This is a genomic window from Enterobacter cloacae complex sp. P38RS (assembly GCF_014930775.1).
GTDB lineage: Bacteria > Pseudomonadota > Gammaproteobacteria > Enterobacterales > Enterobacteriaceae > Enterobacter > Enterobacter bugandensis.
The window spans coordinates 34,780-52,230 of record NZ_JADBRS010000023.1 but is presented as its reverse complement, the minus strand read 5'-3'; the positions used below and the strand labels follow the sequence as shown (position 1 = coordinate 52,230).

Annotated in this window: 15 protein-coding genes and 1 tRNA gene; 2 read left to right on the top strand and 14 right to left on the bottom strand. The window is 52.3% G+C overall.

All coding sequences use genetic code 11. The features are described from left to right. Positions 1-96 precede the first annotated feature (96 nt). Positions 97-849: a phospholipid-binding lipoprotein MlaA gene (gene mlaA / locus IM303_RS21270; RefSeq protein WP_041908870.1), complete on the bottom strand. Its 753-nt coding sequence runs from the start codon at positions 847-849 to the stop codon at positions 97-99. 315 nt (positions 850-1,164) lie between these two features. Between mlaA and IM303_RS21265 the strand changes: the two genes are divergently transcribed. Then, a complete protein-coding gene (locus IM303_RS21265) occupies positions 1,165-2,094 on the top strand; it encodes a formate/nitrite transporter family protein (RefSeq protein ID WP_041908869.1) in 930 nt (309 codons plus the stop codon). Positions 2,095-2,169: 75 nt separating this feature from the next. After that, positions 2,170-2,241 (top strand) — tRNA-Arg (locus tag IM303_RS21260). 51 nt (positions 2,242-2,292) lie between these two features. On the opposite strand, the gene IM303_RS21255 is transcribed toward IM303_RS21260, so the two are convergent. The 13 genes from IM303_RS21255 to IM303_RS21195 form a co-directional block, all read right to left on the bottom strand. Continuing rightward, a complete protein-coding gene (locus IM303_RS21255; protein ID WP_049000893.1) occupies positions 2,293-3,627 on the bottom strand; it encodes a VasL domain-containing protein in 1,335 nt (444 codons plus the stop codon). Positions 3,628-3,671: 44 nt separating this feature from the next. After that, a complete protein-coding gene (locus IM303_RS21250; RefSeq protein WP_049000894.1) occupies positions 3,672-4,916 on the bottom strand; it encodes a GIY-YIG nuclease family protein in 1,245 nt (414 codons plus the stop codon). Positions 4,917-4,991: 75 nt separating this feature from the next. Further along, complete coding sequence (locus tag IM303_RS21245; RefSeq protein WP_049000896.1) at positions 4,992-5,390, bottom strand: hypothetical protein; 399 nt, start codon at positions 5,388-5,390, stop codon at positions 4,992-4,994. A 65-nt stretch (positions 5,391-5,455) separates the two neighbouring features. Next, positions 5,456-5,926 carry a hypothetical protein gene (locus IM303_RS21240; protein ID WP_049000952.1) on the bottom strand — a complete coding sequence of 157 codons (471 nt, stop codon included), beginning with the start codon at positions 5,924-5,926 and terminating at the stop codon, positions 5,456-5,458. A 14-nt stretch (positions 5,927-5,940) separates the two neighbouring features. Further along, positions 5,941-6,396, bottom strand: coding sequence for a type VI secretion system baseplate subunit TssE (gene tssE, locus IM303_RS21235; RefSeq protein ID WP_049000899.1), 456 nt, complete (start codon positions 6,394-6,396; stop codon positions 5,941-5,943). Beyond that, a complete protein-coding gene (gene tssJ, locus IM303_RS21230; RefSeq protein WP_049000901.1) occupies positions 6,396-6,941 on the bottom strand; it encodes a type VI secretion system lipoprotein TssJ in 546 nt (181 codons plus the stop codon). The genes tssE and tssJ overlap by 1 nt, the downstream gene beginning before the upstream one ends. Continuing rightward, positions 6,919-8,004 (bottom strand): type VI secretion system baseplate subunit TssG, encoded by a 1,086-nt coding sequence (gene tssG, locus IM303_RS21225; RefSeq protein ID WP_049000902.1) that lies wholly within the window; start codon positions 8,002-8,004, stop codon positions 6,919-6,921. The genes tssJ and tssG overlap by 23 nt, the downstream gene beginning before the upstream one ends. After that, positions 7,968-9,722 carry a type VI secretion system baseplate subunit TssF gene (gene tssF / locus IM303_RS21220; RefSeq protein WP_049000904.1) on the bottom strand — a complete coding sequence of 585 codons (1,755 nt, stop codon included), beginning with the start codon at positions 9,720-9,722 and terminating at the stop codon, positions 7,968-7,970. Before tssF ends, tssG begins: the two co-directional genes overlap by 37 nt. A gap of 41 nt (positions 9,723-9,763) precedes the next feature. Continuing rightward, positions 9,764-11,365, bottom strand: coding sequence for a type VI secretion system protein TssA (gene tssA / locus IM303_RS21215; protein WP_049000907.1), 1,602 nt, complete (start codon positions 11,363-11,365; stop codon positions 9,764-9,766). Beyond that, on the bottom strand, positions 11,365-14,547 hold the full coding sequence (locus tag IM303_RS21210) for an ImcF-related family protein (protein WP_370552702.1): 3,183 nt from the start codon (positions 14,545-14,547) through the stop codon (positions 11,365-11,367). Before IM303_RS21210 ends, tssA begins: the two co-directional genes overlap by 1 nt. Positions 14,548-14,935: 388 nt before the next feature. After that, positions 14,936-16,147 carry a hypothetical protein gene (locus IM303_RS21205; protein ID WP_192971244.1) on the bottom strand — a complete coding sequence of 404 codons (1,212 nt, stop codon included), beginning with the start codon at positions 16,145-16,147 and terminating at the stop codon, positions 14,936-14,938. Next, on the bottom strand, positions 16,147-16,413 hold the full coding sequence (locus IM303_RS21200) for a PAAR domain-containing protein (protein WP_075206567.1): 267 nt from the start codon (positions 16,411-16,413) through the stop codon (positions 16,147-16,149). Before IM303_RS21200 ends, IM303_RS21205 begins: the two co-directional genes overlap by 1 nt. Continuing rightward, positions 16,410-17,450 (bottom strand): hypothetical protein, encoded by a 1,041-nt coding sequence (locus IM303_RS21195; RefSeq protein ID WP_127334664.1) that lies wholly within the window; start codon positions 17,448-17,450, stop codon positions 16,410-16,412. Before IM303_RS21195 ends, IM303_RS21200 begins: the two co-directional genes overlap by 4 nt. Position 17,451 lies beyond the last annotated feature (1 nt).

The following is a 17,451-nucleotide window of genomic DNA, read 5'->3' as shown; positions in this document are numbered from 1 at the left end:
GGAAACGGGTGAGCATTTCCGGATTCTTACACAGCCACTGGATCGGTCAACCGATCCTTAACTGATCGGCATTAGAGCGTTGCTCACCTTTTTTATTTATTCCGAATCAATATCTTTGAGTTCGTTTTCAATTGCCTTCGCGTTTGGATTATCTTCCGGCTTCAGCTTGCCACCGTTGGCGATAAAGTCATGATTCTGGAAGTACGCTTCACGCACCATAATGTACGGATCGGACGACTGGCGCAGCAGGCCGTCTGAATCGAGCAGTTGCGCACGGGTTTCAATCCCTTCCACCGTCCATTTACCCACCGACAGCGGCCAGGTCAGCCACGACAGAACCGGATACAGCGTATCGACCATATCGCCGCCATCATCACGCACGGTGAAGCTGCCATAGAACGGCAGATGGACGTAAGGACCGTAACCGACACCATAATGCCCCAGCGTACTGCCGAAACGGTGCGGCTGTTCACGCTGCAGTTTCGGGTTTGCCATACCTGCAACATCGATAAAACCCCCCATACCCAGCAGGGAGTTCAGGAAGAAGCGCGTAAAGTGCACCATCCCCTGATACGGATCGCCCTGCAGGAAATAGTTGACCATCACCGCAGGCTCTTCGAGGTTGCTGGTAAAATTGCTTAACCCGTTACGCGCGGGCTGTGGAACGTAATCACGCCATGCTACTGCCACCGGGCGAACCACATACGGGTCCAGCACGTTGTAGTTGAAGCTATACATAGAGCGGTTAAATCCTTCGAGAGGATCGGAGCGTCCCGTTTGCTCCCCGGAGCTGGCGCAGCCCACAAGCATCGTCGCGCCCAGCGCAAGCGCCGACAGCCGAAGTTTCATAAATATCTCCCTGTTCAGTATGGCTATCGTTGATTGCCATCCGTAACGGAGCATCTGGCGCTCCGTCTGAAAACGTGCAAGTGATTGTAACAGCACGTTTACCGATGTCTATGAGTACAGTTACGGGCAGTAATCACCGTGACTCTGATCTCAGCATAGCCTGACTTTTGGAATTCGTTTCGCTGGCAATTTTATAATGTCTTTGAACAAGATGTATCACCTTTGTTGTCATTCCCGCCAATTTAAGAGCATCCCCACAGGCATCCCGATAAAAGCCGCTACGCTTAAAAGAAAGATCAACCTCCGGGAGCAGATATGAAAGAAGTGGGTGAAGACAAAATTGGCGAAAGTAATGAGGAACATGAAATTGAAAGCGAGGAGAAAGCGCGCGGGGAGGAGATAGAGATTGATGAGGATCGCCTCCCCTCCCGCGCGATGGCAATTCACGAACATATACGCCAGGACGGCGAAAAGGAGATGGAGCGCGATGCCATGGCCCTCTTCTGGTCAGCTATCGCGGCTGGACTGTCAATGGGCGCCTCGCTGCTTGCTAAAGGGATATTTCATGTGCAGCTGGAGGGCGTGCCCGGCGGATTTTTACTGGAGAACCTCGGCTACACCTTCGGCTTTATTATCGTCATCATGGCACGCCAGCAGCTGTTTACGGAGAACACGGTGACCGCCGTACTGCCGGTGATGCAAAACCCCACCCTCGGCAATTTTGGTTTATTGATGAGGCTCTGGAGCGTGGTTCTGCTGGGAAATATCATCGGCACGGGCATCGCGGCCTGGGCATTTGAATATATGCCGATATTTGATGAACCCACCCGGGACGCGTTTGTGAAAATTGGCATGGATGTGATGAAAAACACGCCGGTCGAAATGTTTTCTAATGCCATCATCTCTGGGTGGATTATCGCCACAATGGTGTGGATGTTCCCTTCTGCCGGTAGCGCTAAAATCGTGGTGATCATACTCATGACATGGCTAATTGCGCTGGCGGATACCACGCATATCGTGGTCGGTACCGTTGAGATACTGTATCTGGTCTTTAACGGTACGCTTCACTGGAGCGATTTTTTCTGGCCGTTCGCCATTCCGACGCTGGCGGGGAATATCTGCGGCGGAACGTTTATCTTCGCGCTGTTAAGCCATGCCCAAATCCGTAACGACATGTCGAATAAACGCAAAGCCGAGCTTAAGGCGCAGGCAGAAAAGGATAAAGCAGCAAAAAAATCAACCTGAATGGTGACTCTTTGAGCAGTCAGGCGGCAACGCGCTTAACGCAAAGTGTAAATAACGCTATACTCGTGCCGCCTCGTCCCCTTAGTTAAATGGATATAACGAGCCCCTCCTAAGGGCTAGTTGCAGGTTCGATTCCTGCAGGGGACACTTTTATCTTCCTCTGTTTTTAACCCAAATTAGTCTGTTCGCTGCAAAAACTCATTGAGCAGAAGCATCCTGCTTTATTTGAGCATAACGCGTTGCCAGTTGCTTTAGGTGAAGCTCAAGTTGGGTCTTTTCTGCTTCAGGGAGCGCACTTCCTGCAGGGTACTGCGACAGGCGCCTGAGCTGCTCTTCAGCGGGTATCGCATGGTTAAATGACTGTATAGTCGAAAAAACCACGGATTTTAGCTCACTCACGGTTATATATTTTCCTTTTTGCTCATCCAGACGACTCAGCCGATCACTCAGTTGCTGAAGCGTCATCATCCCCTGATACCAGCTGTTCATTGCGTCTACGGGCAACGCCGTCGCGTTAAACTTTTTTTGCCACTGTATTATCAGCGCTTTAGCCTCTTCGGGCCGTAATGTCTGGAGCTGCTTTAACAGCTGTAGGCTGTAGGAAATATTCCAGTCAGGAGACAGTTTATCCAGCCGTGCAAGCTGCTGCTGCGTATCTGAGATAAACGTAGACGGTAACGTTCCTCGCTGCGTTAACGCGTCTTGCTGAACAGGTGTAAGCACTTCAGGTAACGGCGCCAGCGAGGCAATGGCTTGAGTCGTTAAGGGATCGGGTCTGGACAGAAAGCCCCCTCCCCACGCTACGGCGACGCAGGCCAGCAGCGCAGAACACGCCCCAGCGACAAAAGGTTTCCATGGTCTGACAGACCCGTGAGCCGCCATACTGTCCTCACTCTTCGGCTCGGTTTCCTGCTGCGCAACATAGACCCATTTCACCGCTTCGATCGGCTCTGTCCTCTCCGGAGGCGATTCACTGCCGGGCCCGCTCCCATTCAAGTCTGTCATGCCTGTACTGGTTTCCAGCCTTGCTGCGCTTGAATGTATCACCATTCGTAACGTATCAAACTGGCTAAGGTGTTTGAGCTCAAGGCGCTGAAGCACCTCGCCCAGGCGTGTAAGCAACGCTTCAGCGCTATAAAGTTCGCGAAGATTACCGTTATTTAATGGAAGCATACGCATGAGCTGCTGCAGGCGCTGGCTCAGGCTGCTAAGGATTTCCATACGAACCTGCAGCGACTGCGGCCAGAGAACATCCCACTGACGACTAATCAGCGCCTCCAGGATAGCGAGCCCTTCATTCAGACCAGCTAATCCAGACAGGTGCGTACGGGCAAGGGTGTACCAGGCTGCGGTCTGCAACTCAACGCCGTTTTGCTCGAATAATGAAAGGCAGCGTTTTTCAACGTATACCCAGTTCACATCCGGGCGCGCTGGATGGCTTAGTTTATTCAATTCATTACGAAGGGAGGTATATTCCGGAAGCGTGCGCGGGTCGCCGCCGGTTTTTATTTTACGCGGGGTGATGTCATTCATGACCAGGTATTCCTTTTACTTGAGGAACTATGGCGAATTATCGTTTATGCTGCTTCGCTTTCTGCATATTCAAGACTTTGCAGATACTGTAGGGCAACAGGGTCTGCAATATATTCAACCTGACCATGGTGACGTTCTACCTCATCGATAATTTTGCTGAGCTCGACACGGAAAAACTCCTTACGCAGGTTAATTTTGTTAATCCGGTAGCTTTCCAGATGGTCATGAAGCGTCTTTTCAAGCGCGGGGGCGTCATTGCAGGAAATCATGGCGTGAACGTCAAAATCAAAAGGCACGGCGGCACCACTGAGTTCTTTTACGCGCTCCATGGGCTCCAGTCGTCGGGTCATACCGATTTTGAAGACGTTTTCACCGAAAGAGCCGATATTCGAAATCACATACACATGTCCCTGTTTTGTAAGCTGGGCCATGGATTTGGCGCGTTCATACTGCTGGTGGACGTCCTGAATTTTCTGCTCCAACTCCAGGCGCTGTCTTTCCAGTTCTTCCCTGTGAGCACCTTCAGCGGCAAGTAGAGCTTCCTCCAGTAAACGCTGTTGTTCAGCAAGGCGTTGCTCTTCCTCTTCCGCTTCGTGCTGCTTCCTGTCCAGTTCGTCCTGACGCTGCTTTTCTTCTCGCATCTGACGTTTGAGCTCGGCCTGAAATTCTTTTTCTTCCTGCGCTTTTTCCAGCAGGGCGACCTTATCCAGAAATTGCTGTTTTACGCTTTCCCAGTCGGCGTTATCCTCAAGCTCGAGAAAATTGATTTTTTCACTGATAGCTGAGTAAGCCTCTCTCTCCTTCCTGAGCTGGTCGTACTTGCTTTGCCAGTTATTTACCGTAGTGCCGGAGAGCAGTGTTTTGACTTTGAATTTATATGCTGTGTCCACAATACGCTGCAGTGCCCGAGAGGCTTTTTTTCTGGCATTGTGAAATTCCTCCCACTGACCCGAAAGCTGTTTCTTTTCCTGATACAGGCCGCGAGCCACTTCAGTACTGACCGTTTCTTCAAAGGCTTTCTCTTTCTGTGCCAGGTCAAACACGGCCTGTTCAAGCTCCGCTGTTCTATTACGGAAGCCCCGGTAAATGAAAATCCGTATTATCAATGCAACGGCTATCAGCAAGCCAAAGAACAGAGCGATTATCCCTGCTGGATTCGACACAGATTCAATAAATCGCTCATTCAAATTAATTAATACTCTTACTGCGACATAAATACCCCACGCAATTATACCAATAATAACCAGAATAATTCCCGCGGCATTGTTATCTTTTTTTCCTCGTGCCATTTTTATTTATTTCCTTTCTTCTTGCAATCCAGTTTATTCAATCCACACCGTGGCAAAGAATCTCTTTCACATGGATTAATACTGATTCCCTGAACAAATTGGTAAATGGGTGAAGCCGGGCTTGTTTGCCATATAGAGAGGAGCGCATGTGGGCTGACGGGGTTGCGTGCTGACCGGCTCGTCGCTTTCTGCCAGGGCCTGTTGCTCCTTGTTTTTCTGAGTTACCGTCTTTTTCGTCCGTGTTTTACTGGCGGGAAGGGAAGGCTTTTCCTGCTGGTGAGTTATGGCGTTACCGTACCCGGAGCAGAATCGCTTCGACTGGCTAAAACTGCCGTCGTTACAGACAAAACGACCATCCGAGGTGCAATGTGCAATTCCTCCTTTTGAACCTGAACAGGGCTGTCTTCCTCGTGCAGCCTCAGCCTGTAAGTTAAAAAACACACTCAACATTAGAAAGAGGCTGAGTTTTTTCATTATTGCTTCCATGATTGTTTCGCGGTCCAGTGCTGAGTAACTAATAAAGGGGATGAATATTAACGCTATGGCAACAGCGCTAAAATCAGACCGAAAAAAATAGCTTCATCAAATCGTTGTCCAGACTCAGGCGATGTATCAGGGGGACTATAAGTCCAGTTACTCACTCCCCTAACCCGCATGAACAGGCGGCCTTGAGAAATAACATTTTTCCCGGAACAGAATGTTATCTCGACACAGCCAGCCACGCCCTGACCATACAAAAATACCGGCATAAATTTTACTGCCCGGTTGTCATAACGCAGAACGATACCGGAAATCTCGAAAGCCCCTCCCTCCACCAGCAGGTCCGAAACGAATGCCGCCAGCGGCTCCACGTTCAGTCCGGTACCTGTCAGCCACTCATCCATCTGCGTCTGAAGTCGCTCCATTCGCTGGCGAAACTCAGCTATGTCTATCTGACTCTTGCTGCAAGGCAAAGCCGGCGCAGGTTGTCTGGCCTGCAATTTTTTCAGGAACTGTGATTTTATTGACATTGTGCTAACTGACCTCATATACGCGTTGACGTGTCGAGATACTGTTGCTGCCTGAGGTGCCTCAACAGAACCCGTCCTTCGGGCATAAACTCGGTGCCGTAGCGCACCAGCCCAACCCCTTTAAGTTCAGCGTCAATGGCATAGCGCAGTTCGCCGGGTACGTCCTGCTCCAGCAGAACCACATCTATTTTTTTCAGTCGGGGTTCATATTTGAGCAGGACGGCAGACAATGTGCCCATAAGCTCATGGGCCGTTCCAGGCATACCCTGCAGAATTTTCGTCATATCAGGCAGCCCGTAGTCGGGCAGATGCGCCAGCGTGCCGGCGCGACAGTTGAGAACGCGCTGCATGTTATCAAGTACCGATAAAATCACCTGGTTCTGCTCACTGACCTGGTTAAGCTCGAGGCCGCCGGTAAAATTTCCGGTTAGCATTTCATAGAGCGAAGGTGTGTTATGTTCCTGGGGCATCAGTCGTCCTTAAGCGGTTGCAGCGTCAGATGGTTATCGCCGGCTTCCAGAATGCGCGGTTTATCCGGATCCAGATCGCTGCGCTTGATAACCTGCTTCCAGGTGTCGTTAGTCATGTCCGGATGGCGGAACAGTCCCACTACCGCAACAAACTGCGCTTCTTCTTCCATCGGCATATCAAGGCTTGCATCCCCGCCCGGCTTCACCACGACGTCACGACTGGCCAGCATGTCGTCTTTCAGAATGCTGGCATCATCCTGTAGCAGTTGCTGGTAAACCGTCTTATCAAAGTTTTTGCGGTCTTTAAGCTGATAAACCCGCACCACAACAGGCTCAGACAGTGAGTTATTTTCGCGGGAGTCGGTGTTCAGCGCCTCACGCGCGGTGAAATCCAGATGCAGGATTTTAATTTTTTTATAGAACACGGAAGTAAACGCCGATTTGGTGCCGTCGGTGACGCTTTGGGTCACCCCGCAGCCTGTCAAAGTGAGCGCCATCAGAGGCATTAGCCAGCGCGTGGCTTTATTTAAACTTGTACGTAACACGTCGGTTTCCTTGTTGCGGTTTCGCAGGCTCCAGCCCGCTGTAATAACCCAGCTCTGTCGTAAAGGTTTCAGGTATATCATCCGGAAGGCTCTGCCCCTCTGCACCCAGCACCCCGTTCATACCCAGCCAGAAAGGTCCTTCGCCGAGCGGCGGAGCGGCCAGCAGGCGGGTCAGAGTGGTGAGGGTGATCTTTGCCTTAAAACGCCAGCCGAGGTAGACACGCAGCATCACCAGAAAGTCCTGATACAGCAGACCGTCCGGTTTCCAGCCCTGCGATTCCTGTTCGTTTTCGGTGGACAGGGCAATCAGCAGCTGGCTGCTGGCATCCATTGCTTCGTCACCCAGCGGGGTATTGCCGTCCAGTTGAAAATCGTCATCACCGTAGAAGCCCAGTTGCTGACTGACCTCCACCGGTCGAAGGCAGTATGGACTGACCTTCACGAGAGTATCCGGGGCCAGCAGTGTCACCAGGGCCTGCATTCCCTCCTGGGTTTTGCCCGGCTGCTGCAGCACACCCAGCAGCGCCAGAAAGCGGGACACCGGTGTGGCAATGTGGTTCGCAGTGCCCGGTATGCCCAGCCCCACCAGACCCAGCAGCGACTGCGAAATGGTGTCTGTTCCTCCCGGCTCAAACGTTGCGGGATAGGAGTATTTGCGCCAGATGCGGTAAAACTGCGTCAGGATGCGATGGCTGAAAATATCCAGAAAGCCCTGCAGCGCCTCATGCCCTTCCCGGCGCTGGGTGATGTCATCGAGATAGGCTGTCGGCAGTGGTGAGTCGACGCCGTACATCCCCATAAAGGTGGTGCGGATAACCGGCGGCTTGCCGTCATCGTCTTCGTCATACTCGACAGCCCTCAGTTCGCTAACCGGAAACCCCATCCCCGGATGCGGCGCAAAGCGTACCGGGTCATCGGAGGGGTGACTGGTTGAGCCCATCAGCGGCCTTCCAGGATTGCGTTTCTCCAGCAGTTGACAGAAACGGTAAAAGTTAATGCGGTGAAGATCCGCCTCCAGCCGTGGGCTCAGCCGGGAATACGGCGGTTGTGCTTCTCTTGCCATTCCAGACGTTCTCCAGTCGGTTGCAGAATGATAATCAGGCGGTTAAACAGATAGATGTCGGTATAGAGTGCAAAGAAACGACTCAGCATCTCACCAAACAGGCAGATGTCGCCGCGCCCGGCAAAACCGTGGCTGTCCAGCGTCACTTCAATCTGCACCCCGCGCACCAGGTACCCCTGCTCAAAGCGTTCGGTTTCACTGTGCTTCACGTCGATAATCGCCTCCAGACGACGGCGGTTCATCTCGCTGTCAGTCCACTCGTACAGCGCTAGGGTACCCCGCAGCACGTCGGCGTTATCCATCATTGACAGGAACCCGCTGCCGAGGTGGCTCAGCACACGCCAGTGAAAACGGTCCTGCGCCGGGGGATAACAGGGCAGCGTCGGCGCACACAGGTTACGCACGGCAATACTGGCTGAAGTCGTTTTCATCACTGTATCGAGCACGGTGCTCTGCAGCGCTCGCCGCGGGAGCTGGCCGTTTGTGCCCGTGAGCGTCAGGGACAGGCTTTCATCTTCTGGTACCGTGTGGTTATCAAACGCTTCGCCGCCCAGAATAAGCCAGGTGTTGTACAGGCCTGACGGGCCGCGCCGCACACGAGTGTGATAATAATATTCCGGGGCTTCATGACGCATCATGCCGCCTTTGTGACGGAAGCTCGAGAATGGCACGTAGGTAAGCTGGCTGGATGACATCACCGAGTCCACAGAGTAAATCTCAGTATGGCCGTCCTGCACCCGCATCGGTCGCAGCATGTATTCAGTCTGCAGGGAGTTGAGCGTCAGCGGGTCAGATTCCAGCGGGAACAGGTTGATCACCGGCACACAGTTCAGGCGCAGATGCTTTTCGGTAAAGCTGAAATCATGTTCCCAGCGTTCTGCCAGCACCACGTCGATTTCAAACCAGGGGAGTTCAGCCGGAAAGACTACGGTCTCCAGCCCACGCAGGCCGGTAAACATGAATTTCTCACGGAAGGTGAAGTACTCCAGCAGCAGCTGATAGCCGCTAAAACTACTGCTCCCCTTCGGCCAAAGGTCGTCATCATCGTCAAATCCCAGCACGGCGAAATAGCCGTCAAGCGGTCTTCTGTCTATATCACCCGGCATCCGCAACCACAGGCGCGCCGTATTCATGGTAAAGGCTTCATGCATGGCGCAGGCTAGTGGTGCGTCTGCGTTGAAGTAGAACGGGAGCTGGCTGAGATCGATACGGCTCCAGTCGGCGAGATGGCTGCAGTTAAACCGCAGGCTAATAACCGAACGCCCGTCAGGGTCAGTCGACAGGCGGACGTGCTCAAGCGACAACGGCTGGAGAGTAATCTCTTTGGTTGTGGTATACCGACAGCGCGTGCTCTTCTCACCGATCGGCCTTGAGTTCACCTCAAAGCCTTTGACGATGCGCATCTGCTCTTTCATCTCACGCCACTCAGGGGTGAACTCCACCACCGACATCGACGGTATGGTGCGCAGGTAATGCGGCCACAGCAGGCTGACCAGCCCTTCGGTCAGTTCAGGCAGGTCGTCATCAAGCTTTTCACGCAATCGCCCCATCAGGAAGGCAAAGCCCTCAAAAAGGCGTTCCACGTACGGGTCGCGCGCGCCCGCTTTATCGAGGTTGAGCATTGCTGCCTGCTCGGGGTGCGCGCGGGCAAACTCTTCGCCGGCTTCAAGCAGGTAGCGCATTTCAGCGTCGTAGTAACGCAGGGTTAAATCGTCCATAAAAACCTGAATAAATGAATTTTAAAGGTAGGCCAGGCGTTTTACCCGCAAAGCACCGCACTGCCTGCCGGGTCAAGCGCAATCAGACCGGCCAGAAGCTGATCCATCTCGGGCTGAAGCCGAGATTTATCGGTTTCGCTGCGGGTGGCTTTCATGCGCAGCAGTCTGAGACGGCGCGATTTGACTTCAAATAGCAGCGCTGGGGTCCACTGCGTGAGGGTGATGGACTGTGCAGCGCCATCGAGTTCCCCCAGCAGATGCAGAGCCAGTTCGTTCTTACCCTTTTGTTCCGCCACGCGGGCCATTAGCAGGCGCAGCAGCCATTTGTCTTTCGTGGAGTCGTTGCCCGGGAGAGTCTGCAGCCAGTGAAGTGTGGCATCCAGGCCATCCGTGTCCGCCTTCTCAAGCGCTTCCTGCTCGAGGGCCAGAATATCGTTGTCCGTCTCACCGGCAGTACTGACTCGCTCATCACGCCAGCCGGACATATCGTCCAGCACGCTCTGATTTATCCAGTTCAGCGTGACCTCATCAGCAAACGGCGTACCGTCATTAAAGGCCAGCGTTTCAAGCCCGGTGAGGCGACGCAGTAGCCCTTTCAGGTCGGAGGCGATGATGTCGGCCAACACATTCTGACCCAATTTCACCAGGGCCTGATGGATATACCACTGCAAATCCAGCCAGAGGTGGTTGGCGCCACGCGAGAAGGTGCTGTCCGCGTGCTCCAGTATCTCCAGCCAACTCTGCTGCAAATACAGGCGTTTGAGCATGGCCCGCTGGTCAGCCCGCGGCGGTTCGATGCGCGTTTTCCCTTCTGCATCAGGAGCCGGGATAGCGCTCAGCGTGTCATGACGCAGACTTTTCATCAGCCGGTGTGCGGCAAGCCATCCATCGGGCTGCTCACGCAGATATCCCGTCAGGGTACGTGCTTGGGCTAATAAATCCTGACCGGACGAAATGCGGCTCAGGACGGGCGCATCATGTTCTGTCACGTGCGATAAGATCTGTGGCTGAGACGAGTCACTGGCGTTCTGAGGAACCACAGCATCCACGCCACCGGCTTTCATCAGGCGGGATTCCAGCGCGCAGAACAGCGCATTCAGTTCTGGCCGTGACGTTTCCGGCTCTGTCTCCAGACTGTCGCGGATGAGCAACAGCGCACCGGCAGTGCGCTGAGCATCGCTGCGCACTACTTCCGGCCAGAGGGAGAGGCTGTCGAGCAGACGAGAGCCTGCGAGCCACTCCAGCGCCGGTTTACGGCTTCGCTCCCGCTGCGGATGAAGCTGCACTCCGTAGCGCTGCAGCAATCCTGCCAGCAGTTCAAGCCCTTCGGCAAAGCCGGTTTCCCCGTCCTGGTGCAGACGCGCCCAGCAGTAATAGGTGGCAATCCGGATATCTTTGGCGGTGGTGGTCAGCAATTTTTCGGCAAGCGTACAAATTAGCCCGGTATCGATGCCGGAGAGTTTGTTCACCTCCTCTCTGATACGCTGGAAATCATCGTCATAACCCGGATCTTCCCCTGTAGGATTGGTGTCGCTGACAGGGACAAGCCAGGGCCGCCAGCTTTCTGTTCGTACCTGCGCCTGCTGTCGTAGTTCAATTTCGTCCGCCTGACAGGCGGCAACCAGATTCTGAAGAGTGCTCATTATTCGATTCCATCCATGTCACTATTTTCCGTGTTGGCCATCAGCGCCTGAGCCGTAGCCGCGCTGTCGACGCTGAAGATCTGATCCGGCAGCGTGAAGCCGTGCAGTGCCAGTAATGCCAGCGGCCCGCTGCCCAGCTGTGAACGCAGTACCCATTGCAGAGTACGACCATCCGGGGCGGTGAAACTTACCATCCACTGGCTGCGGTCAAGCTGCTGCCGCTTGCCCTGATCCAGCCAGCGAATAAAGCCCCAGGTCCCGCTGTAATCCCCAAACAGACGCGCTCCGGCGTTGACCGAGGTCCAGGTCAGCATTGTTCCTGGTTTGTATGTGTCTCCCGGCCAGCGGAAGGACTGCCAGTCGGCCATCTGGTTAAAGTAGTGCAGCTTTTGACCATCAATGGTCAACTGAGTTTCCACTACCTGCGGTGCCGGGCGCGCCTGCAGCTCGAAGCTAATGCCCTGACTGCCATCGGTAAACAGAATGTCTGACAGCTCGCTCAGTTGATTAATCGCCCGCAGGAACGTTGGGTTAAAGCTCAACCCCTGGCTGTTAACCTTATCCGGTACCCACTGACTGCCCTCTTTATGCAGCACACCGCTGAGTTCAGTCGTCAGGAAGCGTTCAACACGCCCGCTGTCCTTACGTATAAATTCGGCCAGCATGGGCAAAGAGGCATCACTCTTGCTCGCGGCGAACGGGAAGCGCCCGTCAAATGCCGTATGCCAGTTAGCCACAACTGAGCGACTCCATTTGTCATTCAGACTTGCTGCCGACGGCTGAAGCACGGTCTCCCAGGCCTGGGTCAAAGGCTGCACAAACATCGTGCTGCCAAAACCGCTCCACTCTTCGCCAAGGCTTGCCGAAATGAGGCTGCCGTACTGCTGGGTGTCGGTCAGATCCACGCTTTTGCCCTGGAATACGGTTTGCGCCAGGGTCTGCATCATCTCCTGCGGGTCTGAGGCGCTGGCCACCTGCTGCAGGCGCAGGCGCACGCGGGTAATACGGGTCAGATAGGTCTGCAGGCTCAGAGAGTTGTCAGCCGACATGACGTTACTGCCGTTGTTTTTACCCAGAAGCTGAAGCAGCGGGCCGAAGGTTTCATCCAGAGGTCCCTGTGGGCCTGACGCTGACTGGTCAATCGCCGGTTTGTCTTTCCCGCCTACGAGGTCTTTAGCCGATTTGATGATGGAGTCCGAAAGGCCTTCGCTTTTCTGGCCGGTCTGCCCCTGCCAGGCGACGGTATTCATCAGGGCAATCAGCGGCGACTGGCGGACATCGCTCATCAGCGTCAGTTGGTCGGTGACATCGGCAATATTGTTTGTTGGATTTAATCGCAGGCTGTTGAGGAAGTTCAGCCAGCTGCCGGCAAAGTCAGTAAAGTAACGCTCTGTCAGGCGCGCTTTGAGCGCTTCCGGAGAGAGATCCGCCGATACGGCTTTGCGGGAATCGCTCAATACCCAGTCAATTTCATCCTTGCGCGAGCTTGCCGCTTTCTCAATGGCCTGCTGAATCCCCCCCTCCCATGCCTGGCGGGTGAACATGCCCGGTACGACTTCATCGGTGGTAAACAGGCGACGGGCATCGGTACCGCCGGTCATGTCCTCCAGAGACACATCGGCAAAGTTACGGCGTACAGATTTGAGCATGTTTTCGTACAGCGTGCTTTCTGCGTTGCGGCGGCCAATCTGCTGCAATAGCACCTGACGGCTCTGGCTGACCAGCTGCGCCTCAGGGGTGATTTTCCACTGTGGCTGCTTTGGCAGTTCAGAGATGTAGAAGGCCCATAAATCCGGCGACAGACTCTGCCATAGCCCGGTTGAGATGCCCATACGCGTCGGCTGCACGGTTTTCATCGCTTGCGCGTAAAATGCACCGTCGGCTTTATCCGGATGAGCCATCATCAGCCAGGCTTTCAGCTGGTCATAACCCGGTTTCGCCAGCTGCGCCCGCTGGTCGCTGTTTGGCGCTGAACTGACCAGCGCTGTGAGCTTTTGCGCCAGGGCAGCATTTGCCGGGTCGCTTATGAGCCGGTTGTTCGCCACGCCGTACCAGGGCAGCATCGCGTTTAGCAGTTGCTGATTATGGTCAAGACCGAAGCGCTGATACCAGGGCGTGCCTTCCTGAATATTGTGCAACATGCGCCCGGCGTCGTTTCGCAGTGCATGCAGCGCCGTCAGCTGATAGTCGGATACCGAAGGATGTTCAACCAGGTTGCGGGCTTTTCCTGCTACAGAGGTAATTTGTCCATAGTTCAGCATAAACGAGATCAACAGCCCCGCCCCCCAGAGACCAATGATGGCCGCCAGCGTCCAGGCGAGCGTCTGTTCCCATGCCATACCGACCCGGCGGCCACGTATACGGGTGCAGTCGTCAACGATCCCCTGCCATGTCACCGGCAGAGTCAGGGCATGGCGTTGTGACTCCGGAACATATTTCTCAGCGTCGGCTTTTCCCCCTGACGTATCAGCAGATTTATTCTCCGGCAGGCTGAACATCAGGCCGCGCAGCGGAACGCGCTGCTGAGCGTCGTAGAGCCATGGCAGCAGTTGCTGAGCCCAGCGGGCGATACCGCCGTCTTTGAGATGCTGGCCAAGACGCAGCAGGAAATCGTGGTTGTTATTCTCCAGTATCTGGTTCACGCCCTGCGCCCGCAGTTCGGGCAGCATCATTTCAAGCTGTCGGGTAATGTCGTCGGCTCTGGCACGGATCGGGAAACTGGCCCCGACCGGCTGTTCAGTGCGTTTAGCCTGCGACCATTTACTGTCGCAAAATTGCCATAACCAAACCGGCGCGGAATAGCGCAGCAGTTCGCTGATTTTTTCAAGCCCGCGTAAATCGTTATCGCTGATTAGTGGAGTCAGATTAAGCGACTGGGGCATCACCCTAACAATCCCGTCCAGCGGGCGTCCGCGGCGCAGTTTACGTAGCGCGGTGTATTTCTCTCGGTCAGGCTCAGAGGTCAGACTTCCGCCGTAAATCAGCACGGTACGGTTGCCTTCAAGCCACTGCTGCTGTTGCAGGCCTGGAACAAGCTGTTCGATCGCGGCATCATCACCAGAGATTAGCAAGAGACGGATTTTATGGTGCCAGAAGAAGGTATATCTACGGCGGAGGGAGGTTCTGAGAGTTAAATACTCATTCCAGTATGTATTATCCTTTTTCTTTTCAACCTGAGCCATTACTTCTTTTCCGGTTGAAGCAGCCTTAATAGCTTTATAGTTTTTCTCACCGAACAGGCGAGTGACAATAAAAAATAGAATAATAAATAACACCAAACCACCAGTCAGCAACGCACAGGTAAAAAGCCAATATCCTTGCTGTACAGAGCCGTCCGTCACTCCCAGCGTTTCGGGAGAGAATTCAAGTAACCAGAAAACTGTCGTTCCCACTACAAAAAGAAACAAAAGAATCAGCCATAGCTGGAACGTTGTATTTTTAAATATTGCCAAAAGACGCGTCACTTCAGTGCACTCCGATCAAAAAGCTGATGGCAGTTTTATCAGTCGTGGGAAAACTGGAACCGAAAGTAAACTCATCGGTTCACAGACAATGGATAATGCTGGTGAGTTATTTCGCTACAGGGCAAACAATCATAAACCAGGGATATTTACTTTCGTCCGGAACGTACATAACAAGCTGTGATGATTCAGACTGTCCAGCCTGGTCAGCGGCAACAGCTATCGCAAGCCAGGGTGAAACATTCCTCGTCAGTCCTGTTTTTAAATCAATATCACATGGTTGTCCGGCAACAGGAAATCGAACACCAGAGGTTGAGAGCAAGGCTGTTGCTTTATTGCTGACACCCGTGCCCGTTAACCAGACGTGTTTTATCTCTTCTGGAGCAGACTCTCCCCAGTGTAATGACTGCATAAGCGCGCTACTCATATCTTGCGTAGTCTTCATCTGTTCAGGTCGATGGACCTGAGCCACAACGTTCCGGTTTACCTCAGGTCTTTCAGGTGAACTCATCAATAGTGCTGCCGCCGCTTCCCCGGTACCATCTATGATTTTTTCAGTAAGGTTCAGAGTAATAACAAGCAGGGTCTGCATCGCATCTGGCCTATCAAGCCACGCATCAATCGCCTGTAATCCTTCCCCGCTGATAAAAGTAATATTGAAAGGGAAACCAATGCTGTTTTGCACCAATTGCTTTATCACGGCGAGCTCTTCGGGTAATAAAGATATATCCGGGCTGAACTGAAATAACACAGCCAGGGGGGACTTTTGGGGCATACGTTGAAATACGTTTTGTAGCGCAGTCTCCCTTAGCAAGGAGTTTATCCGTTCTTTTACTCTCACCAGTACAGGCAATCCCATATCGCTAAAACTGGCGTGGTGGATAAGCAACTCGCTATTCTCGTCCACCTTTGTAGGCAATATAATACCTTCAGGTACTTGCATCTGTTGCGAAATGGATTCAGAGGAAATGACATGCGGCAGGTGAACTACGTAACCTAACATACCGAGACTACGCTGACCGGACCGAATGTCCTGAGCAAGATCCCACTCCCTGGCCGCATCCCAGCCATCTGCCAGCCATTCCCCAGCAAGATAAATCAGCCAGCGAAACGCAAATGCAACCCCACCAATGACTGAGGGGATTCCAAGAAAACAAAACCAGAACGTAGCCGTATGAGTGGGCGAACTGGTAGGCCAGAAAAAGGCGGTGATCCCCGCTCCGGCCATAATAAGTACAACCAGGAGTATCACCCAGCGCTTAAAAGCAGGTGCAGATCGTCGTTTTGCACGTGGTGGAATACAGGTAAGATCAACGGGCATTATTTACTCGTAGTAGCATTACTTAAAGAAGCGATCAGTGTACATCCGCAGGTACATTTATAGCCGTGAAAGGCAACCTGTCTGCCATTATCCCTAAATGTCGGATGGCCTTCTGCAATAAAAGAAGGACTGTGCCCCTTCAGTGGGCAACTCACCGGGTCGTCCTTATGCGCCACACCGATACCACCAAATTTCATAGTTTCAGAACCTACTGCGACATAACCACCGCTGGAAAGTTTGTCGTTTTTACGGATAATGCCTTTCATTTCATTATCTCAACACTGTTAATTATTTTATTTGCAAAAAAGTCATGTTCTTCAGAATCTCCTCTTGTAGAGATCACTTGTATCCACATAACCCCCATCCCTGTTAACGCAACAACAGTAGTAAGTCTCGCATCATCGCCGTTTACTTTCATATTCCCCTTAACCATAAGCATATCTTTATTGTTAATATCAACATGTTCTCTGCTGCTTATTTTTATTTCTCCCAATCTTTTCTGCATTGCAGACAGCATCAAACTGGTTTCAGCATCCAAATCAGTCATTGATTCAGAAAGTGATGTTCCGGAGGGGATAAAACCAATATTAATAATATGATTACGAAAGACAGCATCGTTGCTCTTATAGACTCTAAAGACATTTCCTGACTGAAGTTCATAAGCCAAATCTTTCTTCCAGCTATCAGTTTCATAATTAAATGGTAGATCTACCGAGAAATTACCTTTTGCAATGTCAATTTTTACTGTTCGCCACGATATCTCAGATAAATTAGTCATTGATACCTGGGAGTAATTTTTCTGATAAAACCTCCCCCCCAGGATACACAGCAATACAATTGCAGCGACACCAACCCAAAAACATTTCTTGGGTATACCACCAGTACTATTTCCAGAATTCACATTACCGGTCAAAGTAATATAAAATTTATTTATAATATCTTTCTTAATACAAACAAATTTCCGTGCCGAGGATACAATCATCAAAGAGCATCCAATACCATGTAAAATCCCCAACAATGAAGCGCCATCAAATTTATGAAATTTTCTACCTCCTTTATTTATTGCATTAGTTAACATATCCGGCGGTTCTTCTCCATCCACTGGATATACAAATAGCAACGATTTCAGATCATCTTCAGTTGCTTCATTAAGCACAAAACCTAACTTCTCACCATATTCTTCACACTCAACCCAGAATTCCGTAAGTGTAAATTTTTCAAGAAAGTCATTAATTGACTTTTCTTTATCATTGACAGAATGCTGTTCTATTTTTTCCCATAGTTCAATTATATCATTATCCATT